The organism is Arthrobacter sp. PvP103, from assembly GCF_017833075.1.
GTDB lineage: Bacteria > Actinomycetota > Actinomycetes > Actinomycetales > Micrococcaceae > Arthrobacter.
The window spans coordinates 776,914-802,222 of sequence record NZ_JAFIBQ010000001.1; the positions used below are offsets into that span (position 1 = coordinate 776,914).

General features: G+C 65.3%; 25 protein-coding genes. 10 read left to right on the top strand and 15 right to left on the bottom strand.

Features of this window, described 5'->3' with window-relative positions; all coding sequences use genetic code 11:
• Window positions 1-18 precede the first annotated feature (18 nt).
• On the top strand, window positions 19-732 hold the full coding sequence (locus tag JOE41_RS03585; RefSeq protein ID WP_011692558.1) for a DUF4166 domain-containing protein: 714 nt from the start codon (window positions 19-21) through the stop codon (window positions 730-732).
• Here JOE41_RS03585 and JOE41_RS03590 read toward each other — a convergent pair.
• From JOE41_RS03590 to JOE41_RS03615, 6 genes are all read right to left on the bottom strand, one after another.
• Window positions 729-1,754: a hypothetical protein gene (locus tag JOE41_RS03590; protein ID WP_209750926.1), complete on the bottom strand. Its 1,026-nt coding sequence runs from the start codon at window positions 1,752-1,754 to the stop codon at window positions 729-731. The genes JOE41_RS03585 and JOE41_RS03590 overlap by 4 nt on opposite strands.
• Before the next feature lie 3 nt (window positions 1,755-1,757).
• Window positions 1,758-2,198, bottom strand: a complete 441-nt coding sequence (locus tag JOE41_RS03595) for a chorismate mutase (protein WP_209750928.1) — start codon at window positions 2,196-2,198, stop codon at window positions 1,758-1,760.
• A gap of 124 nt (window positions 2,199-2,322) precedes the next feature.
• On the bottom strand, window positions 2,323-4,017 hold the full coding sequence (locus JOE41_RS03600) for an ABC transporter ATP-binding protein (protein ID WP_209750930.1): 1,695 nt from the start codon (window positions 4,015-4,017) through the stop codon (window positions 2,323-2,325).
• Window positions 4,014-5,039 (bottom strand): ABC transporter permease, encoded by a 1,026-nt coding sequence (locus tag JOE41_RS03605; RefSeq protein WP_209750932.1) that lies wholly within the window; start codon window positions 5,037-5,039, stop codon window positions 4,014-4,016. The genes JOE41_RS03600 and JOE41_RS03605 overlap by 4 nt, the downstream gene beginning before the upstream one ends.
• Before the next feature lies 1 nt (window position 5,040).
• Complete coding sequence (locus JOE41_RS03610) at window positions 5,041-6,132, bottom strand: ABC transporter permease (RefSeq protein ID WP_209750934.1); 1,092 nt, start codon at window positions 6,130-6,132, stop codon at window positions 5,041-5,043.
• 127 nt (window positions 6,133-6,259) lie between these two features.
• The gene (locus JOE41_RS03615; protein WP_209750936.1) at window positions 6,260-7,894 is read right to left on the bottom strand and encodes an ABC transporter substrate-binding protein; all 1,635 of its coding nucleotides are present in this window, start codon (window positions 7,892-7,894) and stop codon (window positions 6,260-6,262) included.
• A gap of 296 nt (window positions 7,895-8,190) precedes the next feature.
• Here JOE41_RS03615 and JOE41_RS03620 point away from each other — a divergent pair, with 296 nt between their 5' ends.
• Window positions 8,191-9,018 carry a caspase family protein gene (locus JOE41_RS03620; RefSeq protein ID WP_011692565.1) on the top strand — a complete coding sequence of 276 codons (828 nt, stop codon included), beginning with the start codon at window positions 8,191-8,193 and terminating at the stop codon, window positions 9,016-9,018.
• Between the two features lie 24 nt (window positions 9,019-9,042).
• Here JOE41_RS03620 and JOE41_RS03625 read toward each other — a convergent pair whose 3' ends face one another.
• Window positions 9,043-10,683 carry a hypothetical protein gene (locus tag JOE41_RS03625; RefSeq protein WP_209750938.1) on the bottom strand — a complete coding sequence of 547 codons (1,641 nt, stop codon included), beginning with the start codon at window positions 10,681-10,683 and terminating at the stop codon, window positions 9,043-9,045.
• A gap of 146 nt (window positions 10,684-10,829) precedes the next feature.
• Window positions 10,830-11,969 carry a tRNA 2-thiouridine(34) synthase MnmA gene (gene mnmA / locus JOE41_RS03630; protein ID WP_011692567.1) on the bottom strand — a complete coding sequence of 380 codons (1,140 nt, stop codon included), beginning with the start codon at window positions 11,967-11,969 and terminating at the stop codon, window positions 10,830-10,832.
• 234 nt (window positions 11,970-12,203) lie between these two features.
• Between mnmA and JOE41_RS03635 the strand changes: the two genes are divergently transcribed.
• Window positions 12,204-13,451, top strand: a complete 1,248-nt coding sequence (locus tag JOE41_RS03635; protein ID WP_209750940.1) for an NAD(P)/FAD-dependent oxidoreductase — start codon at window positions 12,204-12,206, stop codon at window positions 13,449-13,451.
• Here JOE41_RS03635 and JOE41_RS03640 read toward each other — a convergent pair.
• Window positions 13,433-14,659, bottom strand: coding sequence for a cysteine desulfurase family protein (locus JOE41_RS03640; RefSeq protein ID WP_209750942.1), 1,227 nt, complete (start codon window positions 14,657-14,659; stop codon window positions 13,433-13,435). The two genes, JOE41_RS03635 and JOE41_RS03640, sit on opposite strands and share 19 nt — an antisense overlap.
• Window positions 14,660-14,716: 57 nt before the next feature.
• Here JOE41_RS03640 and JOE41_RS03645 point away from each other — a divergent pair, with 57 nt between their 5' ends.
• Window positions 14,717-15,595, top strand: a complete 879-nt coding sequence (locus tag JOE41_RS03645; protein WP_209750944.1) for a DMT family transporter — start codon at window positions 14,717-14,719, stop codon at window positions 15,593-15,595.
• Here the strand turns inward: JOE41_RS03645 and JOE41_RS03650 are convergent.
• The gene (locus JOE41_RS03650; protein WP_209750946.1) at window positions 15,582-16,244 is read right to left on the bottom strand and encodes a metalloregulator ArsR/SmtB family transcription factor; all 663 of its coding nucleotides are present in this window, start codon (window positions 16,242-16,244) and stop codon (window positions 15,582-15,584) included. The two genes, JOE41_RS03645 and JOE41_RS03650, sit on opposite strands and share 14 nt — an antisense overlap.
• Window positions 16,245-16,332: 88 nt before the next feature.
• Here JOE41_RS03650 and JOE41_RS03655 point away from each other — a divergent pair, with 88 nt between their 5' ends.
• Window positions 16,333-16,752: a hypothetical protein gene (locus JOE41_RS03655; RefSeq protein WP_209750948.1), complete on the top strand. Its 420-nt coding sequence runs from the start codon at window positions 16,333-16,335 to the stop codon at window positions 16,750-16,752.
• Between the two features lie 21 nt (window positions 16,753-16,773).
• Here JOE41_RS03655 and JOE41_RS03660 read toward each other — a convergent pair whose 3' ends face one another.
• Together JOE41_RS03660 and JOE41_RS03665 are read right to left on the bottom strand one after the other, a co-directional pair.
• Window positions 16,774-17,427 carry a hypothetical protein gene (locus JOE41_RS03660; protein ID WP_209750950.1) on the bottom strand — a complete coding sequence of 218 codons (654 nt, stop codon included), beginning with the start codon at window positions 17,425-17,427 and terminating at the stop codon, window positions 16,774-16,776.
• Window positions 17,428-17,574: 147 nt separating this feature from the next.
• On the bottom strand, window positions 17,575-18,483 hold the full coding sequence (locus JOE41_RS03665) for a diacylglycerol kinase family protein (RefSeq protein WP_245200612.1): 909 nt from the start codon (window positions 18,481-18,483) through the stop codon (window positions 17,575-17,577).
• Window positions 18,484-18,606: 123 nt separating this feature from the next.
• Here JOE41_RS03665 and JOE41_RS03670 point away from each other — a divergent pair, with 123 nt between their 5' ends.
• The 5 genes from JOE41_RS03670 to JOE41_RS03690 all read left to right on the top strand — a co-directional run bounded on the left by JOE41_RS03670 (window position 18,607) and on the right by JOE41_RS03690 (window position 22,679).
• On the top strand, window positions 18,607-19,554 hold the full coding sequence (locus tag JOE41_RS03670; protein WP_209750954.1) for a J domain-containing protein: 948 nt from the start codon (window positions 18,607-18,609) through the stop codon (window positions 19,552-19,554).
• A gap of 25 nt (window positions 19,555-19,579) precedes the next feature.
• Window positions 19,580-20,047: a tRNA (cytidine(34)-2'-O)-methyltransferase gene (locus JOE41_RS03675; RefSeq protein ID WP_011692576.1), complete on the top strand. Its 468-nt coding sequence runs from the start codon at window positions 19,580-19,582 to the stop codon at window positions 20,045-20,047.
• A 244-nt stretch (window positions 20,048-20,291) separates the two neighbouring features.
• Window positions 20,292-20,897 carry a sigma-70 family RNA polymerase sigma factor gene (locus JOE41_RS03680; RefSeq protein ID WP_011692577.1) on the top strand — a complete coding sequence of 202 codons (606 nt, stop codon included), beginning with the start codon at window positions 20,292-20,294 and terminating at the stop codon, window positions 20,895-20,897.
• Window position 20,898: 1 nt separating this feature from the next.
• Window positions 20,899-21,783, top strand: a complete 885-nt coding sequence (locus tag JOE41_RS03685) for an anti-sigma factor (protein WP_209750956.1) — start codon at window positions 20,899-20,901, stop codon at window positions 21,781-21,783.
• Between the two features lie 134 nt (window positions 21,784-21,917).
• A complete protein-coding gene (locus tag JOE41_RS03690; RefSeq protein ID WP_209750957.1) occupies window positions 21,918-22,679 on the top strand; it encodes a MerR family transcriptional regulator in 762 nt (253 codons plus the stop codon).
• Between the two features lie 17 nt (window positions 22,680-22,696).
• Here JOE41_RS03690 and JOE41_RS03695 read toward each other — a convergent pair whose 3' ends face one another.
• The 3 genes from JOE41_RS03695 to JOE41_RS03705 are packed head-to-tail and all read right to left on the bottom strand — an operon-like array spanning window position 22,697 to window position 25,245.
• On the bottom strand, window positions 22,697-23,473 hold the full coding sequence (locus JOE41_RS03695) for a PIG-L deacetylase family protein (RefSeq protein ID WP_209750959.1): 777 nt from the start codon (window positions 23,471-23,473) through the stop codon (window positions 22,697-22,699).
• A 4-nt stretch (window positions 23,474-23,477) separates the two neighbouring features.
• Window positions 23,478-24,431: an electron transfer flavoprotein subunit alpha/FixB family protein gene (locus tag JOE41_RS03700; protein ID WP_209750961.1), complete on the bottom strand. Its 954-nt coding sequence runs from the start codon at window positions 24,429-24,431 to the stop codon at window positions 23,478-23,480.
• A gap of 13 nt (window positions 24,432-24,444) precedes the next feature.
• Complete coding sequence (locus tag JOE41_RS03705; RefSeq protein WP_209753527.1) at window positions 24,445-25,245, bottom strand: electron transfer flavoprotein subunit beta/FixA family protein; 801 nt, start codon at window positions 25,243-25,245, stop codon at window positions 24,445-24,447.
• Window positions 25,246-25,309: the final 64 nt, after the last annotated feature.

The window sequence follows — 25,309 nt, forward strand, 5'->3', positions numbered from 1 at the left end:
GAAAACCAGGAGGCTATTGTGAACACCCCCATCTATGAGCGGGCCTTGGGCAGCGACTTTGCCCGACTGCAGCCCGAGCTCCAGGAATACTTCTCGCTCGCCCCCGGCTCCGGACGCTATGGCGTCGGAGAGGGGGTGTTCGACGTCGTCGGGTGCCGGCAGACGTGGCTCCGCCCGCTGCTGCGGTTGACCGCCGGGGAGGAAGCGTTCTTCCCGGAGTACGGTGAGCGCATTCCTTTCCGGATCGAAAACCACGCGCACCTCGATCCGTTCGGCCGGTCAAGCCTGACCGCCAGGCGCGAGATCCACTTTCCCGGCCGCACCCGGTTGTTCCACGACACCACCAGCTTTGATGAGTCCCGAAGCAGCCCGGGACTCGTGGACTACGTCGGCCGCTACCGGCGCCTCGTCACCGACCTCAACCTCAGCGTGACCGCTGAAGGCCGGCTCCGCGGCGTCTCCGAAGCGTCCCGGCTCTTCCTGGGCCCGCTGCGCATCCCGCTGCCGGCGGCACTGGATGCCAAGGCCTTCGCGGAGCAGTGGTGGGAACCGTCGGAGGGCGAAAGCGGCAAGCACCGGATCCAGGTCAAGGTGATCCAGCCGCAGCTGGGACTTGTCCTGGTTTATGCGGGGAGCTTCGACTACCGGCTCCGTTCCTATCCGGGCGCCGCCACGACACCTGGCCACCTCCCGGGCTACGCCCGGCCGGACAGGTGGGAAAGCCGCGTTTAGCCGAGTGCCAGCTGGTTGAGCCCGTCCGCCACCTGGGTGAGGCGGACCAGGACCGCGGTGGCGGAGGACGGTGTGTGCCCGGACAGCCCCTCGGATGGCGTCACCCGGATTGAACCGAGCGAGGAAGCCGGTAGACCAAGCTGCCGCCAGGGCCGCCACACACTCTCCACGGCTTCCTGGACGCGCGGCAGGGAAGCAGCGGGGTGGCCGGCGGGCAGCACGCCGGCCCACAGGCTCTTCCCGGCCTCGACCGCACCGGCGAGCTGTTCCCATTGGCGGGATGTCAGCGCCTTGAGCGGAACTGCTATCCCGTCCGCCCCTGCCGCGAGAATGCGCTCGAAAGGCGCCTCAATTTCGGCAACCGCGATGACCGTTTCGGCGGCACCGGCGGCCCTGATGGCATCAATGACCAACCGCCACGACTCTGTCACTTCCCGGCCCGGCACAGCGCGCAAGGTCCGGTAGCCGCTGGAGGTTGGAATCGTGCCGGCGAGGACTGCCGCAATATCGGGTTCATCGACCTGGACCACCAGCCGGGCCCCGGGCACGGCCGTGCGGATGCGTGCCAGGAAATCGCCAACACCGGCCGCCAGCGATTCTGCAATGTCGCGCCGGGCGCCGTAGTCCAACAGGGCACGTTCGCCGTTGTGGAGGTGCAGCCCGGCGGCCAGGCTGAGTGGTCCGCGCACTTGGACCTTGAAGTCCCCCGCCGGACTGTCTTCGGTCCCGGCAACGTCGGCAAGGATGTTGATGTCCGTGGAGAGCGCCGACTTCGCCCGCATGAGGTCCTTGCCCGGCCGATCCACGATCCGCCAACCGTAGGGCTGGACGTCCACGGAGAGGTCCACCAGGAGCGAAGCCGTCCTGCCGAGCGCATCCGAGCCGACTCCGCGGTCCGGAAGCTCCACGAGGAACGGCAAGTGCGGGCTGCCGAGTTCGCCGCGGATGATCCGCGTTGCCTCCAGCGGGTCCTCACCCGGCCACGGCCCCAGGGCGGTGGCAGTTACCTGCGATTCGGGCATGGCCTAGGCGTCTACGGCGGAGGGGGCGGGCGAGGAAAGGACCGGCCGGCTTACAGCCGTTCCGTTGTTCTCGGCCGCCTGGTGGTCTTCGGCAATGGCTTCGTGGTGCCGGATAACCTCGCTGATGATGAAGTTCAGGAACTTCTCCGCAAAGGCCGGATCCAGGTGCGCCTCTTCGGCAAGGCGGCGCAGCCGTGCAATCTGGGCGGTTTCCCGGCCGGGGTCCCCGGCGGGCAGTTTGTGCGCCGCCTTGAGGAAGCCCACCTTCTGGGTGGCCTTGAACCGCTCGGCCAGGAGAAAGACAAGGGTGGCATCGATATTGTCGATGCTGGACCGGATAGACAGCAGTTCCGCCATGACCGATTGGTCCACCTGTCCGGCCAATGAACTGGCTGCGGGGTCGTAGGAATCGGCGTCTGGAAGGTCTTGGTTCTGCTCGGTCATGATTCCAGTCTATGGGCACCCCGCCAATTCCCCGTGGCTGTTAAGCGTCCGCGCAACGTTGCCTGGGGGACGGAAATGCCCGCCGTCCGGACTGGACGGCGGGCATCACCACCACGGAATGGAACTAACCGGCGAGCAGCGAGCGGTTCGCTTCCCGGCGCTTGGCCTGTTCGTCCGGATCAGGCACGGGCAGCGACGCGATGAGCCGGCGCGTGTAGTCATGCCGGGGAGTTCCCATCACCTGGGTGCCAAGCCCCTGTTCCACGAGCTTTCCCTTGTAGAGCACACCAACCCAATGGGACAGGATGTCCACCACCGCGAGGTCGTGGCTGATGAACAGCGCGGCGAACCCGAACTCAGCCTGGATGTCTTTGAACAGTTCCAGCACCACGGCCTGGACGGAAACGTCCAGGGCCGACGTGGGCTCGTCTGCAATTAGCAGCTTCGGGTTCAGGATGAGCGCCCTGGCGAGTGACGCGCGCTGACGCTGCCCGCCGGAGAGCTCGTGCGGGAAGCGTTCAGCGTAGGCCGCCGGCAGCTGCACTGATTCGAGCAGTTCGCCCACTCGTTTCCGCGCCTGGGCGGGCGTGGGATTGCTGTGGATGATGAGCGGTTCGGCAACGCAGTCACCGATGGTCAGCTGCGGGTTGAAGGACGCGGCCGGATCCTGGAACACGAAGCCGATCTCCTTCCGGAGGGGCTTGAACGTCCGTTCCTTGAGGTTCAGCATCTCGTATCCCAGCACCTTCAGGCTGCCGCCCGTGGTGCGGTTAAGGCCCGCGATGGCGCGTCCGATGGTGGTCTTTCCGGATCCCGATTCACCGACCAGACCGAAGACCTCGCCTTCGGACAGCGTGAAGCTCACGCCGTCCACGGCCTTGAAGCCGGGGCTGCCCAGCCTGCCGGGGTATTCGATGGTCAGGCCCTTCGCTTCCACCAGGACCTTCCGGTCCTGATGGGCCCGCTCGGTCATTCCCTGGGAGGCGGAATTCCTGCCCAGGTGCGGAACAGCGGCCAGGAGCTTGCGCGTGTACTCCTGCTTCGGCTCGGCAAACAGGACCTTGGCGGTTGCCTCCTCGACGACGTCACCCTGGTACATCACCACCACCCGGTCGGCGAGATCGGCCACCACCCCCATGTTGTGGGTGATCAACACGATCGAGGTGCCGTACTTGTCCCGCAGGTCCCTCAACAGCTGCAGGATCTCCGCCTGAACCGTGACGTCAAGGGCTGTGGTGGGTTCATCGGCGACGATCAGCCCCGGGTTGAGGGCAAGCGCGGCCGCGATGACCACACGCTGCTTCTGGCCTCCGGAAAACTGGTGGGGATAGTAATCAACGCGGTTTTCGGGATCCGGGATGCCCACCTTCCGGAGCGCGTCGATCGCACGGGATTTAGCTTCCCTTGCTGATACCCGCCCGCCCTTGCCGTGGGCGTGGGCGCGGATGCCTTCGGCGATCTGCCAGCCCACGGTGAAGACCGGGTTCAGCGCCGTGGACGGTTCCTGGAACACCATGGCGACGTCCCGGCCGCGGATCTGCCGGAGCTTGGCCGGGCTGACGCTGATCACGTTGTTGCCGTTGATCAGGACCGCACCGGAACTGATCGCCGTTTCCGGAAGCAGGCCCAGGATCGTTTTGGCGGTTACCGTCTTGCCCGAACCGGACTCGCCGACGATTGCCACGACTTCGCCCGGGTTGACCTCGAGGCTGACGTCCTTGACGGCGTAGACATCCCCTGCGTCGGTGGCAAACGTGACCTTCAGGTGGTCTATGTCCAGGACAGGACCGGTGCCGCGCTTGTCTATGTTGAGGGTCATGAACTTCTCACTTCTGCTTGGATCGCTGCCTGCGCGCCTGCGGTTGAATCCGGCCCGCCCTTGGCGGAGACTGCCTTCTTTCGCCCGCGCAGGCGCGGATCGTTCAGATCGTTGATGCTTTCGCCCACGAGCGTGAGTCCCAGAACAGTCAGCACAATTGCCAGGCCGGGAAACACGCCCGTCCACCAAATGCCTGAGGTGGTATCCGCCAGGGCTTTGTTGAGGTCGAAGCCCCACTCAGCGGCTGACGTCGGTTCAATGCCGAAGCCCAGGAAGCCCAGGCCTGCGAGCGTCAGGATGGCTTCCGAAGCGTTGAGCGTGAAGATCAGCGGCAGGGTGCGGGTGGCGTTCTTGAAGATGTGGCGGCTCATGATCCGGACGTTGGACGCTCCCACCACCTTCGCCGATTCCACGAAGGGTTCAGCCTTCAGGCGGATGGTTTCCGCCCGGATCACCCGGAAGTACTGCGGGATGAACACCACGGTGATCGAAATTGCCGCCGCCACAATGCCGCCCCACAGATTGGACCGACCGCCGCTGATGACAATCGCCATCACGATGGCGACCAGGAGGGACGGGAAGGCGTAGACGGCGTCTGCGATCACCACGAGGATGCGGTCCAGCCAGCCCCCGATGTAGCCGCTGACCAGGCCCAGGATCACACCGATGAAGATGGACATGACCACGGCCACCACAATCACCAGGACGGCGGTCTGCGCGCCCCAGACAACCCGGGAGAAGACGTCGTAGCCGCCCACGGTGGTGCCCCAGAGGTGCTTTCCGCCCGGTGCCTGCTGGGCGGGGAACCCGCCGTCGGCGTCGGAGATCTGCGAGAAGCCGTAGGGGGCGATGAGCGGCGCAAGAATGGCGGTGAGAAGGAAGATGCCCGTCAGGACGAGCCCGGTGACAAGCATTCCGCGCTGCAGGCCGACGCTCTTGTTGAAATGCGAGACGACGGGCAGGCGACGGAACCAGGAGGCCCGCGGATCCTTGTAGGTAGTCGCCAGGGAATCGGTGCTCATGTCAGTACCTCACGCGGGGGTCGATCAGCGCGGCGACAATGTCCACGATGAAGTTGGTCACGGCCACGATCACTGCCAGGAGGACCACGATGCCCTGGACAGCCACGAAGTCACGGGCCGTCAGGTAGGTGGCCAGCTGGAAGCCCAGGCCTTTCCATTCAAAGGTTGTTTCGGTCAGCACCGCACCGCCGAGCAGAACCGCGATCTGCAGGCCCATCACGGTGATGATGGGAATAAGGGCAGGCTTGTAGGCGTGCTTGGTCACCAGGCGGAATTCGCTGACGCCGCGTGAACGGCCTGCTTCCACGTAGTCCTTGCCGAGCGTGCCGATGACGTTGGTGCGGACCAGGCGCAGGAAGATGCCGGCCGTCAACAGTCCGAGGGCAAGGGCGGGCAGCACAGCATGTGCCATGACGTCACCGAGGGCGGCCATGTTGCCGCTGCGGATTGCGTCCAGCCAGTAGATCCCCGTGGGCGCCTGCAGGGCGGTGAGCTCCAGTTCGCTGGAGGTTTTGGCCCGTCCGGCGACGGGGAGCCAGCCCAGCCATACGGAGAAGGTCAGCTTGAACAGCAGGCCCGAGAAGAACACCGGCGTTGCGTAGCAAAGGATCGCAAAGATGCGCAGCACGGCGTCGGGTGCTTTGTCGCGGCGGTGCGCCGCGATCATGCCGAGCGGAATACCCACCAGCAGTGCTACCAGCAACGCATTGATGGTCAGTTCAAGGGTGGCGGAACCGTAGGTGGTCAGCATTTCCGTGACCTGGCGGTTGTCGGAGAGTGTCGTGCCGAAATTGCCGGTCAGCAGCTGCCCGAGGTACTCGAAGTACTGCACGAGGATCGGACGGTCGTAGCCGGCCGCGGTGATCCTCTCGGCCAGCTGCTCGGGCGGGAGCCGCCCGCCGAGCGCGGCGGTAATCGGGTCACCGGTGATCCGCATCAGGAAGAACACCATCGTGACCAGAATCAGGATGGTTGGAAAAATCAGGAGGAACCTGATCAGGATGTATTGGCCCAGTCCCCCGCCGGACGACTTCTTCTTTGACGGCAGCAGGCCGTCGGCGTCGGTTGGCGGCGCCTCGATAAGTGTTGTCATTGGTACCTAAATGTGTGCTTCCGGCAGCCTCGTGAGCCCCGGAATCTGTTGCCCTGCCTCAGCACGAAAGGCGGGACGCCGTGGCGCCCCGCCTTTTGGGCTGGTCAGGACCGGATGGGGAATGGACCTACTTGGAAATCACGCCAAGACGGGTCTTGAAGGATGCGTCCAGGGTCTTTTCAACACCCTTGACGTCCTTTCCGGCGACCATGAGCTGGGCGCCCTGAAGCAGCGGCAGCGTGGAGAGATCCTTGGCAACTGCCGTCTGCGCGTCACCCAGCACCTTCTCGCGCTCTGCCTTATCCACCGTGGTCAACTGCTTGGCGACCAGGTCCGTCACGGCCGGGTTCTCGTAGTGGTTCTTGAGGAAGTTGCCCGGCACGAAGAACGGGGTCAGGTAGTTGTCCGCGTCCGAGTAGTCCGGGAACCAGCCCAGCTGGTAGACCGGGTAGACATCCTTGGTGCGGTCCTTGTTGTAGGTCACCCATTCGGTGGACTGCAGGTCCACCTTGAAGAGGCCGGACTTCTCCAGCTGTTCCTTGATCATGGCGTATTCGTCACCTGAGGACTTGCCGTAGTGGTCCGGGTTGTACTGCAGCTTGATGTTGACCGGGGCCGTTACGCCTGCATCGGAGAATGCCTTCTTGGCCTTGTCCAGGCTGGGCTTGCCGCTGCCGTCGCCGTACATTTCCTTGAGCGGCTGGATGGCTCCGACGAACCCGTCGGGGACTACGGAGTACGCGGGCAGGTAGGTGCCCTTGTAGACCTGGGTTGCGATCGCGTCGCGGTCAACGACGTTCGCCATGGCCTGGCGGACGGCGAGCGCCTTGGCGGGATCTGCCTCGGCGGTCTTCGCTCCGAACGGCATGGTGTCGAAGTTGAACACGATGTAGCGCAGCTCGCCGCCGGGACCCTTGTGGACGGTGACCTTGGAGTCCTTTTCAAGGTCAGCGGCGTCCGTAGCGGTCAGGCTGCGGCCGGCAACGTCGATGTTGCCCTGCTGGACGTCGAGCTTGAGGTTGTTCGAATCGGCGTAGTACTTGATGCTCGCGCCGTCATTGGCGGGCTTGCCCAGCAGGCCCTTGTAGTCCGGGTTGACCTTCAGGCTCACAAGCTCGTTCTTCTTGTAGCTCTCGATCGTGTAGGGGCCGGCGAACGGCTTGCCCTTGACGATTTCGTCGTCGCTCATGAGCTTGTCCGCCGGGAAGACCTCTTCATCGACGATGGGTCCTGCATTGGCAGCAAGGACGCCCGGGAAGACCTGGTCATTACCGGCCTTGAGCTTGAAGACCACCGTGGAGTCGTCCTTGGCGGTAACCGACTCCAGGTTGCCCAGGAGCGAGGCAGGGCCGTTGTCGTCCGCGATCTTGACCACGCGGTCGATGGAGAACTTCACGTCGGAGGAGGTGAGCGCGTGTCCATTGGCAAATTTGAGGTCCGACTTGAGCTTGACGGTGTACTCCGTGGGGCTCGTGAATTCCGCGGACTCTGCGATATCGGGTGTGGCGTCCGCCGTGCCGGGCTTGGCGTTCAGCAGGAACGGGTAGATCTGGTTCATCACCATGAAGGAACCGGCGTCGTACGAGCCCGCAGGATCGAGGGTAACGACCTTGTCCGTGGTGCCGTAGGTAATGGTTCCGCCTCCGGCGCTGCCGGTGGAAGTTCCGCCGCCGCCGGACGGACCTGTGCAGGCTGTCAGTGCAAACGCGGAAACACCCGCGAGCGCGATAGCGCTGTGCAGGGCCTTTTTGTTCATTGCCATCTGTGGACTTTCTGTTCGATGAGTACACGCGTGCCGCCACGCAACTGGATCAGTTGGACTCGGTGGGCGGGACGTTGTCCTGATCACACGATTCAATCAGACGACGGCGCGATGAATCGTTACAACCTGTGAGATGAGACACAAAATTTACCTGATTGGGGCAAAACTATCGTTTTCTTCAGGATTCAGGCCGGATCAGCCTCCGGCGGAACGATTGCGAAACACCCTCGGTGATTTCCATTGAACAGCGTTCCTCCCGGGAATAGAGTTGCCCTACCCGGCTAAAGGAACACATCATGAGCAAAGCCGCCCTCTGTGTAGGGATCAACGAATTTCAACATCTGCCGAAATCCAGCTGGCTGCAGGGCTGCGCCAACGACGCCCGGGACCTCGCCGGACTGCTGCAGGCCGGGTATGGGTTCGCTCCCACGGAGATCTCTGTGCTGCTGGATTCCCAGGCCACGAAGGGGCAGGTGATGGCGCAGCTCAATTCGATGATGGACCGCGCTGCCGCAGGCGAACTGCAGCATATCGTCTTCACTTTCTCCAGCCATGGGACGCAGATTCCGGACACCAGCGACGACGAGGCGGACCGGCTGGACGAGGCCTTCGCCTGCTACGACATCAACAACACCGGCGATTCATGGGACCCGGGCACCGTCATTTCGGACGACGAATTGTTCACCCTCTTTGCCCGGCTGCCTGACGGCGTGCTCATGGACGTCGTACTGGACACATGCCACAGCGGCACGGGCCTGAAATCACTGGACCTCCTGCCCGGGCGGCGGCCCCGCTTCCTGCCGGCACCGACAGCCCGCGGCGTTGCCGCCACCGAGTTCAGCGACACCAGGGCACTGCGGGACCTGGTCAAGGCCGGCAGGGGCGTCAAGCCGGTCCTCCTGGCTGCCTGCCGGGCCGACCAGACGGCCGCCGATGCCTTCCTCGACGGACGCTACAACGGCGCCTTCACGTACAACTTCATCAAGGCCGTCACAGGCGACGGCACTTTGGGCCGGGCCGACCTGCTCAAGTTGGTCAGCAAAGGCCTCCGGGCCGGCGGGTTCGACCAGGTGGCCCAGCTGGAAGGCTCGACGGCGGCACGGAAAGCTCCGTGGGGAAGCTGACGGAGAGGGGTAGCTGACACAGGCTCACTCCCGGCGTTCATCCTCCGGGTGGTACGTTGCCGTCGGCATTTTTACCCCTGCTTCCCGTTTGATGGTTTCCAGTTTTTCCTGCTGCCACTCCGCGTCCATGACCGGCTTGAGCGCGGCGAAACACAGCCGTCCGCCCTCATCGAAACGCAGCAGACCCCCGCCACGTACCGTGTAGTAGTCGCTGTCCACCCGGAGGCCAAGCTTGTTCCTTGCTTCGGATTTCGACATGGTGACTGACTGCACGTAGGAGGCGCCGATTTCGGAGACGACGAAACCATCCGGTCCCACGCGTGTGCTGGGGCGCACCCGGCTCACAACGGTGCTCGTGTCCTGGTCGATGCCCGCTGCCTCGATCAAACGCGGGTTTTCCCACATGAACCGGTTGACCTCCTCGGGATCGGCGGCCAGCGCAGACAACCGGACCGGGTAGCGCAGATCGCGAAGATGCTTCAGCCCGTCCAGTAGTTCATCGGGTTCCGTGGAAAGGTCGATGTCCCAAAAGGCGTCGCGCACGGCCTGCCGGTACCCCATCATGTCCGTCGGCACCAGCACTGCGTCGGCTGCGAGGATTCCGCGTAGCAAGTCCTCCCAGCCCGGGTCCACCGGCGGCATGTAGGCGAGCCCCCGCAGCACCATCCCAAGCATCTGGTGCCCAAGATGCGCTCCGGCTTCGGCCACCTGGTAGCGGCTCGAGCGGCCGCCCGGCTTTTCCAGCCGCTGGAGCCAGAGTTTGACGACGGCGTCCAGCACCGCTTTCACGGCGATCTCGCCCCGCCGGTGTGGTTCCGGATCCAGCCGCCACTCGAACGGCACGTCCATGTCGAGCGGCCTACGGGCGGCGCCGCGGGAGAACAGTCCGTCCGCCAGCCCGAAGAGCCCGGACGCCAGGACTTCCTTTTCCATGTTCCGGGCGGCTACGCCGCCCCGCCTGCCGTCAGGGCCCGGAACGGCCACTGATAACTGTTGTTCCACCCGCTCGGGGGATGAAAACACGCTCAGCATTGCCACGAGATCCGCTATGCATTCGTGCATGGCATACCCGTCAAGCAACGCGTCGCCGTCCGTCCACAGGCGCCGGTAACCGTCAAGGACCGCGTGCGTCACTTCATGGGCCACGAGGTCGTGATACAGCGCCAGCGGGACGGAACGCTTGGAACGGTCGTCGGTTCTGTGCCCGAAACGGATCAGGCCGCGCTCGCGGTCGTAGCCGGTGGAGGCGTACGGGACCTTGTCGTAGACACTAATGACCAGCCGGTGGCCCGAGGCCCATCCCATCCGGCGGCCCAGGGTCACTTCAAAGGCCTGGAGAGTGGCCGTCGCCACCGCATAGACATGCTGGGCCAAAAACCGGCTGTCGGCCAGCAACTCATCGAGCCCGGCCGGGGCGGGCTGGTCGTCAATGCACCATTCGTTGCGGTCGACGGACAGGGAAATAGGCCGGGGCCCGTCAGCTCCGGGAGCCCGCACCCGCAGCGCGAGGCGTGCTCCAACCGGGCCGTTGACGAGCCTCTCCACGGGAACGCGGATGCTGGTGGTGAGCGGTTTTCCTGATTTGCGGGTGAAGGGGCCTTCGGCGAGCGCAGTAAGCGCAACCATCTCGAGGCCATGCCCGATTCCGAGCGCTGCAGAGACCATAGCGGGCCCGCTTTCCTGAACTTTGCAGCCATACCTGGTGAAGGGATGGTCTGCGTCAAGTCTGGTTCCCCAGGCCTCAATTATTGCGGTCGCAGGCATGATTGACTACGGCGGCGCGCGACGCAGGACGGGGAAAGCCCGTTCTGTCAGAGGGCTGCGCGTTGCAGCGAGCGCGCCGTGTCGATAGTGGCCTGCCCCAGGACCCGGCTTCCCTGGTAGAGCACCACGGTCTGTCCGGGAGCTACTCCGCGCAGCGGAGTGGCCAGAGTGACCACAAGGTTCGTCCGCTCCGCGCCGTCGTCGTCCGTCAGCCGTTCCATGCGGGCCGTCGCCGGGACGGGATCGCCGTGGGCGCGGACCTGGGCATGGCAGTCGAACTCGTCGCCGGTGGCGACCTCCGCAATCGGAAGTCCGGCCCAGGAGACCTTGATGCCGCGGATCTCATCGATGGCCAGGAGCGCTTCCGGTCCCACCACCACCTTGTTCTCCTTCGGGCGGATCTCCAGTACGAACCGCGGCTTGCCGTCGGCGGCGGGGGTGCCCAGCTTGAGTCCCCGGCGCTGGCCTACGGTGAACGCGTTGGCGCCGGGGTGCTCGCCGACCTTCGTGCCGGCCTCATCCACGATATCGCCGGTGGTCATCTCGATCTTCTCGGCCAGCCAGCCGGCCGTATCGCCGTCCGGGATAAAGCAGATGTCATGGCTGTCCGGCTTGTTGGCGACAGAGAGCCCGCGGCGTTCCGCTTCGGCGCGGACTTCGGCCTTGGACGGCGTGTCCGCAAGCGGGAACATGGAGTGCTTCAGCTGTTCGTGGGTGAGGACACCGAGCACGTAGCTCTGGTCCTTCGCCCAGTCGGCTGCGCGGTGGAGTTCAGGGTTACCGTCGGCGTCGGTGATCACCTTGGCATAGTGGCCGGTGCAGACGGCGTCGAAGCCCAGGGCGATTGCCTTTTCGAGCAGCGCAGCAAACTTGATGCGTTCGTTGCAACGCATGCAGGGGTTCGGGGTGCGTCCGGCGGCGTATTCGTCAATGAAGTCCTGGACCACATCCTCTTTGAACCGCTCGGAGAAGTCCCACACGTAATAAGGGATGCCCAGAACGTCGCAGGCGCGCCAGGCATCACGGGAATCCTCGATGGTGCAGCACCCTCGGCTGCCGGTACGGAGTGTTCCGGGCATCCGGGACAACGCCAGGTGGACACCGACGACGTCGTGTCCGGCCTCGACGGCGCGGGCGGCGGCAACGGCGGAATCGACTCCGCCGCTCATGGCTGCAAGAACTCGCATGCTGGCTTTCTATAGGGGGAGGTTTGGTGGTGCTGCAGCAGCGCGCTCGTGGCCGGCCCATTGCCGCACCGGCGGACACACTGCATGCCCATCTATTCTACTGCCTCGCAAAAGGGTGCCCGGAAGTCACCTCAGTACCCCTTGACTGCCATGCCGGGGCCTTCTATCGTCAGGATTACTATTTTTAGAACCAGCCGGCAAGAGGCGCCGGCATTTCCGGAATCGAGCGGCACCATGACTGTCGAACGCACCATCGAAAGCATTGTGATCGCCGGGGCGGGCCTGGCTGGGGCCACCGCAGCCCGGACCCTGCGCAGCGAGGGCTACCAGGGCCGGATCAGCCTCATCGGCGCCGAACTGCACCACCCGTACTTCCGGCCGCCGCTTTCCAAGGAGTACCTGCTCGGCAAGGCGGGCGAGGACGCCATCCCGGTGGCACCGGAGGCCTGGTACTCAGAGAACGACGTCGACCTCCGCCTGGGCGTGACGGTCGCCGCCGTCGACCCCGGCCCGCACACGGTACATCTCAGCAGCGGTGAGTCCGTGGGCTATGACGCACTCCTGCTGGCCACGGGCGCACTCCCCCGACATGTCCGCCTGCCAGGGAGCGGGCTGGACGGCGTGGCCACATTCCGGACCCTGGATGACTGCCGCCGCCTGCGGGAGCAGCTAGCGCCGGGCGGAAAGAACGTTGTCATGATCGGCTCCGGCTGGATCGGAATGGAACTTGCGGCGGCGGCCACCGCTTACGGCAACCAGGTGACGCTGCTTGGGCTTGAGGACATCCCGCTGGCCGCCGCAATCGGACCCGAACTGGGCACGTTCTTCCGCTCGCTCCACGAAGCCAACGGTGTCCGGTTCCGCCTCGGTGCCACCGCGGCTGAACTCCGGGGCGACGCCGGCCGCGTCACCGCGGTGGTCACAGGAACAGGAGAGATACTGCCCGCCGACGTGGTCGTGGTGGCCGTAGGCGTCGCACCGGACACTTCGCTCGCGGAGGCGGCAGGGCTGGTCATTGACAACGGAATACTGACAGACGCCTCCCTGCGGACAAGCGCGCCTGACATCTTCGCAGCGGGGGACGTAGCCAACGCCCTGCATCCGTTCACCGGGCAGCACCACCGCAGCGAGCATTGGTCCAATGCGCTCAATGGCGGCAAGATCGCCGCGAAAACCATGCTCGGACAGGAGGCAACGCTGGCCACGATTCCGTACTTCTACACCGACCAGTACGACATCAGCATGGAGTACTCGGGTTTCCCCGCTTTGGCGGCGGGCGCCGAGCCGGTCATCCGGGGCACGCTGGCAGGCAAGGAATTCATCGCCTTCTGGCAGCACGAGGGCCGGGTGGTGGCCGGTATGAATGTCAACGTTCCGCGCACGCAGAAAGCCATCAAGGCCCTGATCTCCAGCCGGGCAACCATCAAGCCGGGCCGCCTGGCCGATCCCTCAGCCGCGCTTGATCAGCTCCTGGCGGATTGACGAGCGACTGTCGCAGCCGTCTGGATGGTTGATTCGTGCCCTGCCATCCCTGCCTGGCGGGCCCGTTCATAGGCACCCGGCAGCGCTGCCAGGAGCGCGTCGACGTCGGCCTCCACTGATGCGTGGCCCAGGGAGAAACGCTGCGCGCCCCGCGCAGTCTCCTCATCCAGCCCCATGGCCAGCAGGACGTGAGAAGGCCGCGGCACACCGGCGGTGCAGGCGGAGCCGGTGGAGGACTCCACGCCCGCAAGGTCCAGCAGGAACAGCAGGGAGTCGCCCTCACAACCAGGAAAAGTGAAGTGCGCGTTGCCGGGGAGCCGGCCGTCCCCCGGAGCTCCGCGCAGGACGGCGTCCGGGATTGCCTCCCGTACGCCCGCGATCAGCCTGTCCCGCATCCCGGCGATCCGGGCAGCCTCCTGCGGGAGGTCCTTGGTCACAGCTTCCGCCGCAGCGGCGAAAGCGGCGATCGACGCAGTATCCAGCGTCCCGGAGCGGACATCTCGCTCCTGGCCGCCGCCGTGCTGCACCGGAGTCAGCTTGACGGAACGGCCCAGCAGGAGGGCGCCGACGCCGACGGGGCCGCCGATCTTGTGACCGGAGACGGACATGGCATCCAGCCCGCTGGCCCGGAAGTCCACCGGCACGGAACCGAAGGCCTGGACGGCGTCGGAATGGACCGGCACGCCCACGGCATGGGCCATCTCAACCACTTCGGGCACCGGCTGGATGGTGCCCACCTCGTTGTTGGCCCACATCACTGTGACGAGGGCGATGGACTCCGGATCCCGGGAGAGCTCGGACTTCAGCACATCGAGGTCAATAACTCCGCGGGAATCCACGGGCAGCCAGCACACTTCCGCCTCCTCGTGCCGTTCCAGCCACTCGACGGTGTCCAGGACAGCATGATGCTCGACGGCGGAGCACAGGATCCGCGTGCGCCTCGGGTTTTCGCCGCGGCGGGCCCAGTACAGGCCCTTCACAGCCAGGTTGTCGGCTTCCGTGCCGCCAGAGGTAAAGATGACCTCCGAGGGGTGGGCTCCGGCTGCGGCAGCAATCGACTCCCGGGCGTCCTCCACCGAGCGGCGGGCACGTCGTCCGGAGCCGTGCAGCGACGACGGGTTCCCGGTCCGGGCGAGTTCGCGGGTGAGTGCCGCCAATGCCTCGGCGGCGATAGGCGTGGTGGCGGCATGATCGAGGTAGACGGACACATCCCAATTCTAGCCGCGGCCAGCCCGCTCGCTCAGGCACCGGTGTAGATTCGAGCGGTGAAAGCCTCGATATACCTGGTGCTGGCCACCCTGTTCTGGTCCGGCAACCTCGTGGTGGGGCAGGCCGCCGTGAACACCATGACGCCGCTCGAACTCACCTTCTGGAGGTGGGCGCTGGCCGCCCTTCCGCTCGTTGCGCTGGCCCACTTCGTGGAACGTCCGGACTGGCGCGCTGTCCTTGGCCGATGGCGGGTGCTGTTGCTCCTGAGCGTCCTGGGCATGGGCTGCTACACGCTCCTGCTGTACATTGCCCTGCAGCACACCTCGGCGCTCAATGCTTCGCTAATCACTGCCGCTAATCCGGCGCTCATCGTGGTGATGGCCATTTTCATTCTCGGCGAAAGGCCCGGCCTCTTCGGCTGGCTGGGCATAGCTTTGGGCCTCGCCGGCGTGCTCCTGGTACTGACCCGCGGCGAACTGCAGCGGGTGTTCAGCATTACGTTCAACTTTGGCGAGCTGTTGATGATCGGGGCGATCACGGTGTGGGGCTTCTATACCATCATTTCCCGCCGGCTTGGGCTGCCGGCCATTGCGGCCACGGCTGTGCAGGTGGTGATGGCGACGGCCCTCCTCGCTCCGGTCGCGCTCGCAGCTGGAGCCGGGTTCCCCTCGACCGCAGCCGAGCGGTGGTCGATCGCGTACATCGCCGCTTTCCCCTCGCTGGGGGCGTATCTGTGCTGGAACCTCGCACTCAAAACGACGGCACCGGCCACCGCCGGCAATTACCTGAACCTGATCGTTGTGTTCACGGCGGCCATCACGGTCATGATGGGCATTCCGGTCAGCCTGCCCCAGGCCATCGGGGGCCTGCTTGTCATAGCCGGCGTCCTGCTGGCGAGCCGGCCAAAACGGTCCCCGGCAATCAGGGCGGCGTAACCCTGGCGCAGCACTGGCCCGGTGTTGTGTTCCCTGCTATCCGCCTTTCCTCAACACCACAGCCGGCGGCCGCGCCGCAGAGGAAAGCGCCGTTCATGGCACAGACCACCTCCGTATGGCCGTCTGCCAGCCGGTGGAACGGGCAGTTTTCAAGGACAAAGCCGCCGCCCCCGTCCGGATTCGGCATGTAGCCCTCCGCCGAGAGGAATTCCTCGAGGCTTCCACTCCCCTCCGCCATCGCCAGGCCCTTCGCATATGAGGTGGCCAGCAACACTTCCCGGACAGGTTCTCCGGCAGCACTCGACCGTTCGATGGCGGTGGCCATCAGTTCACCGGCGAGATCGTAGTTGCGGTCAGGAACGGACGCCCCCACTTCCGGCTGCGCCGGCCGGTACATTTTCGCCGGTCTGCCGGAGCCGGGCCCGGCCTTGCCGCCGAGCTTGCGGAATTCGACGGCCAGGACACCGTCCTGCACCATTCTGTCCAGATGGAACGACGCCGTGCTTCGCGGGATTTCCAGCGCAGCGGCCGCTTCGTCACGTCCCACCGGACGGGACGATGCGGCGATAAATCCGAAAAGTCTCCGGCGGTTCTCATCGCCCAGCGATGCCACGGCCGCGATCCGGCGGGCCCAGGGAAGTCTGCGCATGGAACACCCTAACTCTAAAAACAAGATTCATTGCTTAATGGCGCAAAGGTTTCTAAAATCAGAATACCTACTTTTAGAAGGAGTCGTCATGAAATCTTCCGCTGTACTAAATGCGCCGGGCACCGCGCTGGCGTCGGAACCGGGGAGGCAGGCGTTCCTGCTGCTTCGCACGGTGTTCACGGTCGCACCGGTCATTTTCGGCCTCGACAAATTCACCAACCTCCTGGCCGACTGGACCATGTATTTGGCGCCCGTAGCAACGGCAGTGGTGCCGCTCCCGGCCCAGACGATCATGTACATCGTCGGCGTCGTTGAAGTGGTGGCCGGCATCGCGGTGGCAGTCCGGCCGCGTTTCGGATCGATACTCGTGGCCGTGTGGCTGCTGGGGATCATCATCAACCTGCTGCTCCTGGGCAGTTTCTTTGATGTCGCGCTTCGAGACTTCGGCCTGCTCGTGGCCGCGCTCGCCCTCAACCGGCTGTCACCCAGGAGTTCCCGCAGGCCGTAGTGCCGCAGCTCAGCAGCCGGATCAGTTTGAAGGCGGAACGACCACCAGTCGTTCCGCCACGTCCGCACGGGCTGCCGCGAGCGCGGCCGGGTCAGGACACGAGAGCGAGATGTAGACGGACGAACCAGCTGTGGCAAAGAGCCGGGCCAGCACTGCGTTCGATCTTCCCCCTGGCGCAGATCCACCCTCGAAGGCCAGCACTTCTGCCTTTGGCCCGGGCTTATCCGGCTCACCGCCCCAGCGCAGGGTATCGGTCTTCAGGTAGCCGGGCAGGATGGTGGAATCCAGATATTTGAACAGTTCAACCGTGGAGGCCCTGTCATCACCGGCCACGGCGAGCGCCGCCTGGTTCACACGGACCCGCGCCGAGACCAGGCATCCGTCGGCTTTAAGGTAGCGGTTCTCCCCCGCTACGTTCTCCTTGATTGTCTTCCACCCCGGCGCCTCGCGGAGTCCGTCGGAAAGGCCGACGGCAACTCCTGCGGCCAGCGAGTCTCCGGCCGTCAGCGGAAGGTCCTTCGCCGCCACCGCAGCCGCATCGTAGCCCGGGGTAATGGTAGGCGTTGCCAGCGCGGGCGTGGTCCGGACGTCACTCGGGGCTGCAGGATCCGGGACGCCCACGCTGCATCCAGCGAGCGCGGCCACCACCAGGGCCAGGGTCAGCGGCAAAGCCATCGCCCGGGTCGCCCCGGGTACTCGTCCCGTCCGGACCGCAGCGGGTCCCCTGCCCGTCGATTGCACATTGCCCCCACATACGGTCTGCCGGCGGCACTGCTCCGGCCGGTCCTCCGCAAGAGTTTAGACCGTCCGGCCGGCATGTCGTCACGGCGAGGCCAGCACCCTGATGGCAGCGGGCACCACCTCCACAGTCAGCGGCAGCGGGCCCACCCTCTCGCCGTCGGCATACGCAACGACGCCTCCCGCCGAAAGCTCAACCCGGCGCACCTGCCGGATGTGCACTGCCTGGTGCCCGGTATGGCGGCCGGTAAAGACCTTCGGGAAGACGGCAAGGAACCGCAGGCGGGACAGTGGTTTGACGATGAACAGATCCAGGAATCCGTCGTCCAGCAAGGCGTCCGGGGTAACTTTCATGCCGCCCCCGATGGACTGCCCGTTCGCCACCGAGATGAGCATGGCTCCCTGCCGCCAGGTTTCCCCGTCAGCGGTCACCGCGTAGTCGATGGCCTTGAAGGTGGCGAGTTCACGGAGCATGGCCAGGTTATACCTGCTCCTGCCGCGGGGCCAGCGCCAGGAGTTGGCGCGTTCGTTAACGGCGGCATCGAACCCGGCGGATACAACTCCGGCAAACCAGCGGCTTGTGCCGTTGCCGGTAATCCGCCCGGCATCGATGAGGCGGCCGCCCGCCTCCATTGCGGACCATATCCGGTCACAGGCGGCAACTGCGTCATTCAAGGGAAGGCCCAGGGCACGGGCCATGTCGTTCCCGGTGCCGCTGGGAACGATGCCTAGCGGCACAGTGCCGAAGGGGGCGCCGGACTCGGCGAGCGCATTGATGCCCAGGTGGACCATTCCGTCACCGCCCACAACAACCAGGGCATCGCAACCTGAAGCCAGCACCTTGCCCACCGCTGCTGCAAGCCGTTCATAGCTGGCCTTCCGCAGCACGATGACGCGCGCCCCGGCGGCGCGGAAGTAGGCCGCCACCGTGTCGCCGGTGCGCTGTGCGCCGCCGAAAGAAGCCCGGGGGTTGATGGCAACGGCGATGATCATGCGCTGAATTATGCCAGCAGCGGGAACCATGGCCGCGGGCGCGGACGTTGAGCCTATGCACGGTTAAACTGGGCGGACCGGACTGCCTGAGTGGACTGGAACCTACAAGAAAAGGATCAGTGTTTGACCCAGGGCAGCAGCTCCCATTACCAGGTCCTTCGTCTTCCTGTGACGGCGACGGACAAAGAGATCAAAGTGGCCTACCGCAAGGCGGCCCGCCGGGCACATCCCGACCATGGCGGGGATGCCGCCGTCTTCCGGCAGGTGACGCTGGCCTACGAGACGCTGATAGATCCGAAGCGTCGCGCCGCCTATGACCGCTCGTACGCGCACGGGACCCCCGGCACGGCAGCCACGGAGGGCGCCCATTTCGATGCGCCGGCAGCCGGGAGCCGCGCGTCGGCAACCGTCCACCGGCCCAACACGCCGCGGAACACGGCAGGCGATCCGCCCGTGTACGTTCCGCCGTTCGAGCATCCGGAGTCCGGCAACGTGCCGCTGATTCCGGAGGAGCTTGCCGCCCGGCAGGTCCACGGCATGCCCCGTAAACGGGGTATCTTCGGAGCGGAAGCCCGGATCCAGCGGGAGATGCGGACCGTCCAGCTGATCAGCAGGCAGATCCTCCCGGCCATTCCGGCAGCCAGGTTGATCAACGGGCTGCAGTCGCCCGCGGACAACAGCCACATCGACCACGCGCTGTTGTCCGGCTACCGGCTGGCCCTGATCGGATCCATGCTGCTGCCCAAGGGAGCCTACGCCTGGAACGGAACCACGCTGACGCACGGCGGCCGGGCCATTGCGCCGCCGCAGCTGGCGCACATCGTGCGGCGCATGCAGGACATCTTCCCGGAGCTCAACGTAACGGGGTGGACTGTCATCCACAGTCCCGACGGCAACCTTCATGAACCGGTGATCGACCACCACAGGCGCTCGCACCGCGGGCATGAAACCGTCCAGGTGGTCAACGGGGCCGGACTTGTCCGGGGCCTCAAGGAGTTCCTGGGCTCCGGGCCTGCCCCCAACACGGTCAATGTCCCCGTCCTCGCCAGACTGCTGCGCGGGATGCACTAGGGCCCGAAGTGGCTAGGATGGGACGGTGTTCCGCATCCTCTTCCACACTCCTGAAATTCCCGGCAATACGGGCAACGCCATCCGCCTGGCTGCCATCACGGGCGCCGAACTGCACCTCGTGGAGCCTCTGGGCTTTGATTTTTCCGACGCCAAACTTCGCCGCGCCGGCCTGGACTACCACGACCTCGCCGTCGTGACGGTGCACAAAAGCATCGAGGCCGCCTGGGAGGCTTTGCAGCCTGAGCGCGTCTATGCGTTCACGTCCGACGGCGAAACCTCCTACGCGGATATCAGTTACCTCCCCGGCGACGTCCTTCTCTTCGGACCGGAATCTGTGGGACTTCCGGCGGAACTCAAGAACGATCCGCATGTGACGTCCCGGGTGCGGCTTCCCATGCTGCCGTCCCTGCGGTCCCTGAATCTTGCCAACGCGGCGTCGATCGCGGTCTTTGAGGCCTGGCGGCAAAACGGCTTCGCCGGCGCCAAACTCTAGCGGGGCAGCACCCGGGGCCGTCCGCCCGCCCGCCCGCCCGCCCCGACGGCCCGTCAATTTGCAGAAATCGCCGCCCATCCATCCCCGCTTGCACTCCGAATTACCTGTAGAGGCCAACCCGGGCCAACCACAGGATTGCGAGGAGCGGCAGGTGACTACATTGCAGGTCCGCCGGTCCCAGACCCGTAGCCCGGAGACCCACCGCGACATTCCAAGCGCCCCTGCTGACTTATGCTTGGGAGTGATGGAAACTCCCAACGCCCCAAACCCAGAGGCCACTGCTTCCCCTGGCACTTCGGCCGACGTGAACCGCCGGCTTGGCGACCTGCTGGCTCGAATCGCCGACGGGGACCAAGGGGCCTTTGCGGAGTTTTACGAATTGACGTCACGGCGTGTGTTCGGCATGGCCCGCCGCGTCCTGATCGACCCTGAGCTCAGTGAGGACACCACCCAGGAAGTGTTCCTCCAGGTCTGGCAAAACGCGGCGAAGTTCAATCCGGAGGCCGGCAGTCCGCTGGCCTGGCTGATGACTATTTCGCACCGCCGGGCGGTGGACAAGGTGAGGTCCTCCCAGTCGTCCACCGACAGAGAGGCCAAGTACGGGGCCAGCAGCCAGGAGATTGACCATGACTCCGTCTCGGATGAGGTCGGAAGCAGGCTGGAAGCCGAGGCCGTGGTCAGGTGTCTGGACACCCTCACGGAGACGCAGCAGCAGTCCGTCCGGCTGGCCTACTACGGCGGGCTGACGTACCGCGAAGTCGCGGAGAAACTGAACACCGCCGTGCCCACCATCAAGTCCCGCATCCGCGATGGACTGATCCGTTTGAAGACCTGTCTGGGGGTGAGTTGAGATGACCGACATGAACCAACCGAACAGCAGCCGTTCCTCCGGAATGTTTGCCCATGATATCGCCACGGACCTGGCCTCCGGCCGGGCCGTGGAACTGGCGGAAGTGTATGCCCTGGACGCCGTGGACCCTGCCGAGCGTTCTGCCATTGAGGATTACATCTCGACCGCGCCGGCGCCGGAACGGGAGGCGTTCGATGAGCGCGTGCGGCAAGCACGCGAAACGCTGGCCGTTACCTTTACTGCCGAGGAGGAACCCCCGGCGGGGCTGTTCGACCGCATCCTGGCACAGCTGCCCGCGCAGCCCCAGGGTCAGCTTCCGTCACAGCCGGGCACCATTCCCGTCTCTACTCCCCCGTTCCACGGACATGCTCGGGAACCGGGCCGGGCACCTATCTCCGATGAACTCGGTGCGGCCCGCGTACGCCGCGAGGAGCGGCGCCGGGCACCGGGACTCCGCAACTGGCTGGTGGGCGTGGCTGCGGCCGCTGTCATCGCCTTGGGTGGCGTGGGAGTGGGCGCATATGTGGCCAACCAGAACGATCCACTCAACCAGGTGCTCCAGGCCCAGGACGTTCGGGAGGCAACCGTCGATGTTAGCGGCGGAGGCACGGCCACCGTGGCCATTTCGACCTCCAAGGACGCAGTCGTGGTCAAGATGAACGGTGTCCCGGCTCCTCCTGCCGGCAAGGTGTACCAGATGTGGCTGATTCCCAAGGACGGTTCGGCACCGGTTTCGCAGGGGCTCATGGACGCAGAGGCACTGTCCAAACCGGCCGTCGTAAAGGGCATTCATTCGGCAGCAGCGCTGGGCATCACCGTTGAACCGGTCGGCGGCTCCGCGTCGCCAACTCTGCCGACCGTTGCCGCGGCTCCGCTCGGAGCCTAGCCGGACGCTGTTTTCCAAACCGGCCTGCCGGTGCCGCCACACTGGCGTGCACCGGCAGGCCGCGGACTTTAAGCACTACCCGTCACAGCTGCGCGTATTGACATTGACGCAACGTCAACTTCTACGATGAAGGAATGAAGCAGGAGGAGCACCGCAGCTGGTCCATTGCCGAGGTTGCGCGGCTGAGCAAAGTCTCGTCCCGCACCCTCCGGCACTATCACCAGCTGGGGATCCTGGATCCCGCCTACACCGGGCAGAACGGCTACCGATATTACGGCCAGGAGCAGCTCTTCCGGCTGCAGCGGATTCTCCTGCTTCGCGAATTGGGCCTCGGCCTCGAGGCCATCGCCGACGTCCTCGCCGGACAAACCAGCCAGCTGGAGGCACTTGCCGTGCACCGTGAATGGCTGCTGGCTGAACACGACCGCCTCGGGCGGATGGCCGCCACCGTGGACGCCACCATGACAGCGCTAAGACAAGGAGACACCATGTCCGCCGAGGAAATCTTTAAGGATTTCGACAACAACCCGTACGAGGAAGAGGCCCGGCAGCGCTGGGGCGACCAGGCCGTTGAGGACAGCAAGGCACGTCACGCCGCGATGAGCGACGCCGCCAAAAAGGCGTTCATGCAGGAAGCACAGGACATCAACGAGGAGCTGGCGCGCTGCTTCGACGCCGGACTGCAGGCCGCAGCGCCGGAAGTACAGGCCGTCGTCGACCGGCACTACAAGTGGGTTTGCGCCAGCTGGACCCCGGACGCCGAAGGCTACGTCGGCCTTGGCCGGATGTACGTCGAGGACCCCCGGTTTACTGCCTTCTACGACAAGAGCCGCGCAGGCCTGGCTCCCTACCTTTTCGAGGGAATCAAGGCCTACGCGGCGGCACGGCTCAGTTAGTCCTCCGCGAGGCAGCGCTAGAAACCCGCAATTGTCCCTTGGCCGTTAACGGAGACCACGTGGAAGGCCTCGGCGCTGTGTCCGGGAGGCAATCCGGCCCGTTCGCCGGCGGCCAGCATAAGGCCCCGGACCGTCCGGTCCATCGCTTCAAGGTCGGGGTGCTGGCTGGCGTGCACGTGGATGGCCTCAAGTTTGTTGTCCACGTGGGCAGTGACGTCAACGAAGTGGTTTTCCCGTTCCTCCGGCCCGGCAAACAACCACAGCCACGGTAGCTTGTAGGCCGCCAGCCCCGCTTCGGCAAGGTCGGGGTAGGCGAAAGGGTTTTCCAGGGCAGGATAAACCGCCCGGGTGACGGCTTCGCCCACGGCCAGGTGGTCCGGGTGGCTCTTCTGGATGCGGTTCCAGTTGCGTTCAGGATGCATGGAAAGAACGACGTCGGGCCGGATCTCACGGATCAGCTTCACCACTCCCCTCATCACCTCGTGCGTGGGCTCCAGGTAGCCGTCCCGCTCGTGCAGGTAGTGGATGTCCGTCACGCCGACCAGGGCGGCGGCGCGGCGCTGCTCTTCGGCCCTCATGGCCACTATCTCCTCGCGCTGCGCGGGATCGAAGCCGCCGGCGTCGCCGTCGGTCATGATGCAGTAGCTCACCTCAACCCCGGCCCTGGTCCAGGCTGCGATGGTTCCGGCGGCACCAAAGTCGATGTCGTCCGGGTGGGCGGTAAAACAAAGGACCCGCTCAATCCGGTGGTGTTCCGGATTGAACGGGCTTTGCGCCGTGGCGTTGGTGCTCAAATCATCAGCCCTTGCGCTTCTTGATCTCTTCAGTCGCCTGCGGAAGGACCTGGAAGAGATCCCCGATGATCCCGAAGTCGGCAATTTCGAAGACGGGCGACTCGGCATCCTTGTTGATGGCAACGATGACCTTGGCGGTTTGCATGCCGGCTTTCTGCTGGATCGCGCCGGAGATGCCGGCCGAAATGTACAGCTGGGGGGAAACGGTCTTGCCGGTCTGGCCCACCTGCGCATCGTGGCCGATCCAGCCGGCGTCCGTAGCGGCGCGGGAAGCACCCACGGCAGCACCGAGGGCGTCGGCAAGCTCCTCCACCGGGCCGAAGTCGCCATCCACGCCGCGACCGCCTGCCACCACGATCCGGGCTTCGGTGAGGTCCGGGCGGCCGCTGGCGGGCTTGTCCTTGCGTCCGGTAATGCGGGCAGCGCCGGCCGTGGCAGAGTCCGGAACGTCAACGGTGAGGACTTCCGGGCTCGCTGCCGCAGCGGCGGGATCCGGCGTGACACTGTTCGGCTTGACCGTCAGCACGGAAACGGCCGTGGTGGCCTTGGCCGTGGTGGTGTAGGACCCGGCCAGGACGGACTTGTGGGCAGTGCCGTCAGGTTCAACGCCTACGACGTCCGTGATGACACCCGCGCCGAGCTTGATGCCAAGCCGGGCTGCGATCTCCTTGCCGTCGAACGAGTTCTCCAGGAGCACGGTGGTGGCGCCCGAAGCCGCAACGGCACCGGCAAGGTAGGCGGCCTTGGGACCAATCAGGTAGGCGTCGAGGTCCTCGAACGACGGACGGAAGACGGCCGTGGCGCCGTGGGCGCCCAGGGCGGCTACGACGTCGTCGTTCAGCGCGCCGTTGACGGCGACGGCCGTCTCACCCAGCGAGCGGGCGATTGTCAGCAGTTCCAGGCTGCTCTTCTTGAGGGCCCGGCCGGGGTTGTCAATGAATACAAGTACTTTTGCCATGTCGGGGATCCTCTTAGAGCAGCTTCTGGGCGGCCAGGAAGTCCACCAGCTTGATGCCGGCGTCGCCTTCGTCGGTGATGATGGTGCCGGCGGTGCGCGGCGGACGTGCAGCTGCCGTTTTCACTTCGGTCCAGGAACCGGTCTTGCCCACCTCTGCGGGGTCCACACCGATCTCCGAGAGCGTGAGGGTGGTGATCGTCTTGCGCTTGGCCGCGATGATTCCCTTGAAGTTGGGGAACCGGGGTTCGTTGATCTGGTCGGTCACGGACACGACGGCGGGCAGTGTTGCCTCGACGGTGTCGTAGTGGGTGTCGCTGTCGCGGCGGGCGATGACGCGGCCGCCGTCAACTTCGAGTTCGGAGGCAAACGTGACCTGCGGGAGGTCAAGCCGCTCTGCAAGCTGCGCGGGCACCAGGGAGGTTTCGCCGTCGGTGGATGCCATGCCGGTCAGGACCAGGTCCACCGGGCCGTCGGCTCCGATGTGCCGGACCGCTGCTGCCAGCGCCAGGGAGGTCGCAGCGGCATCGGATCCGGCAAGGGCGTCGTCACGGAGGTGGACGCCCTCGGTGGCGCCGATCTGGAGTGACTTCTTGATGGCGTTGACGGCGCCCGCCGGACCCATGCTGAGGGCGATGACCTGGTTGCCGGCTTTGGCTCCGCCGCGGGCCTCGGTCAGCTGCAGTGCAGCTTCCAGGGCGTATTCGTCCAGCTCGGACAGGATGCTATCGGCGCGGTCGGTGGTGTTGTCCTCGTCGCTGAGGTGACGGTCCAATTGCGCGTCTGGTACATGTTTGACCAGAACGATGATCTTCAATGTCTCTTCCACTTTCTGTACAGCAGCCTTCCATGCTTGTGGATAGCCAGCCGGGTGAGGTCAT

Bases quoted from the DNA above. Each gene is read 5' to 3' on its own strand.
- JOE41_RS03590 (WP_209750926.1), bottom strand. From the start codon at position 1,754: ATGCCCGAATCGCAGGTAACTGCCACCGCCCTGGGGCCGTGGCCGGGT.
- JOE41_RS03595 (WP_209750928.1), bottom strand. From the start codon at position 2,198: ATGACCGAGCAGAACCAAGACCTTCCAGACGCCGATTCCTACGACCCC.
- JOE41_RS03600 (WP_209750930.1), bottom strand. From the start codon at position 4,017: ATGACCCTCAACATAGACAAGCGCGGCACCGGTCCTGTCCTGGACATA.
- JOE41_RS03605 (WP_209750932.1), bottom strand. From the start codon at position 5,039: ATGAGCACCGATTCCCTGGCGACTACCTACAAGGATCCGCGGGCCTCC.
- JOE41_RS03610 (WP_209750934.1), bottom strand. From the start codon at position 6,132: ATGACAACACTTATCGAGGCGCCGCCAACCGACGCCGACGGCCTGCTG.
- JOE41_RS03615 (WP_209750936.1), bottom strand. From the start codon at position 7,894: ATGGCAATGAACAAAAAGGCCCTGCACAGCGCTATCGCGCTCGCGGGT.
- JOE41_RS03620 (WP_011692565.1), top strand. From the start codon at position 8,191: ATGAGCAAAGCCGCCCTCTGTGTAGGGATCAACGAATTTCAACATCTG.
- JOE41_RS03625 (WP_209750938.1), bottom strand. From the start codon at position 10,683: ATGGTCTCTGCAGCGCTCGGAATCGGGCATGGCCTCGAGATGGTTGCG.
- mnmA (WP_011692567.1), bottom strand. From the start codon at position 11,969: ATGCGAGTTCTTGCAGCCATGAGCGGCGGAGTCGATTCCGCCGTTGCC.
- JOE41_RS03635 (WP_209750940.1), top strand. From the start codon at position 12,204: ATGACTGTCGAACGCACCATCGAAAGCATTGTGATCGCCGGGGCGGGC.
- JOE41_RS03650 (WP_209750946.1), bottom strand. From the start codon at position 16,244: ATGCGCAGACTTCCCTGGGCCCGCCGGATCGCGGCCGTGGCATCGCTG.
- JOE41_RS03655 (WP_209750948.1), top strand. From the start codon at position 16,333: ATGAAATCTTCCGCTGTACTAAATGCGCCGGGCACCGCGCTGGCGTCG.
- JOE41_RS03660 (WP_209750950.1), bottom strand. From the start codon at position 17,427: ATGGCTTTGCCGCTGACCCTGGCCCTGGTGGTGGCCGCGCTCGCTGGA.
- JOE41_RS03665 (WP_245200612.1), bottom strand. From the start codon at position 18,483: ATGATCATCGCCGTTGCCATCAACCCCCGGGCTTCTTTCGGCGGCGCA.
- JOE41_RS03680 (WP_011692577.1), top strand. From the start codon at position 20,292: ATGGAAACTCCCAACGCCCCAAACCCAGAGGCCACTGCTTCCCCTGGC.
- JOE41_RS03685 (WP_209750956.1), top strand. From the start codon at position 20,899: ATGACCGACATGAACCAACCGAACAGCAGCCGTTCCTCCGGAATGTTT.
- JOE41_RS03690 (WP_209750957.1), top strand. From the start codon at position 21,918: ATGAAGCAGGAGGAGCACCGCAGCTGGTCCATTGCCGAGGTTGCGCGG.
- JOE41_RS03700 (WP_209750961.1), bottom strand. From the start codon at position 24,431: ATGGCAAAAGTACTTGTATTCATTGACAACCCCGGCCGGGCCCTCAAG.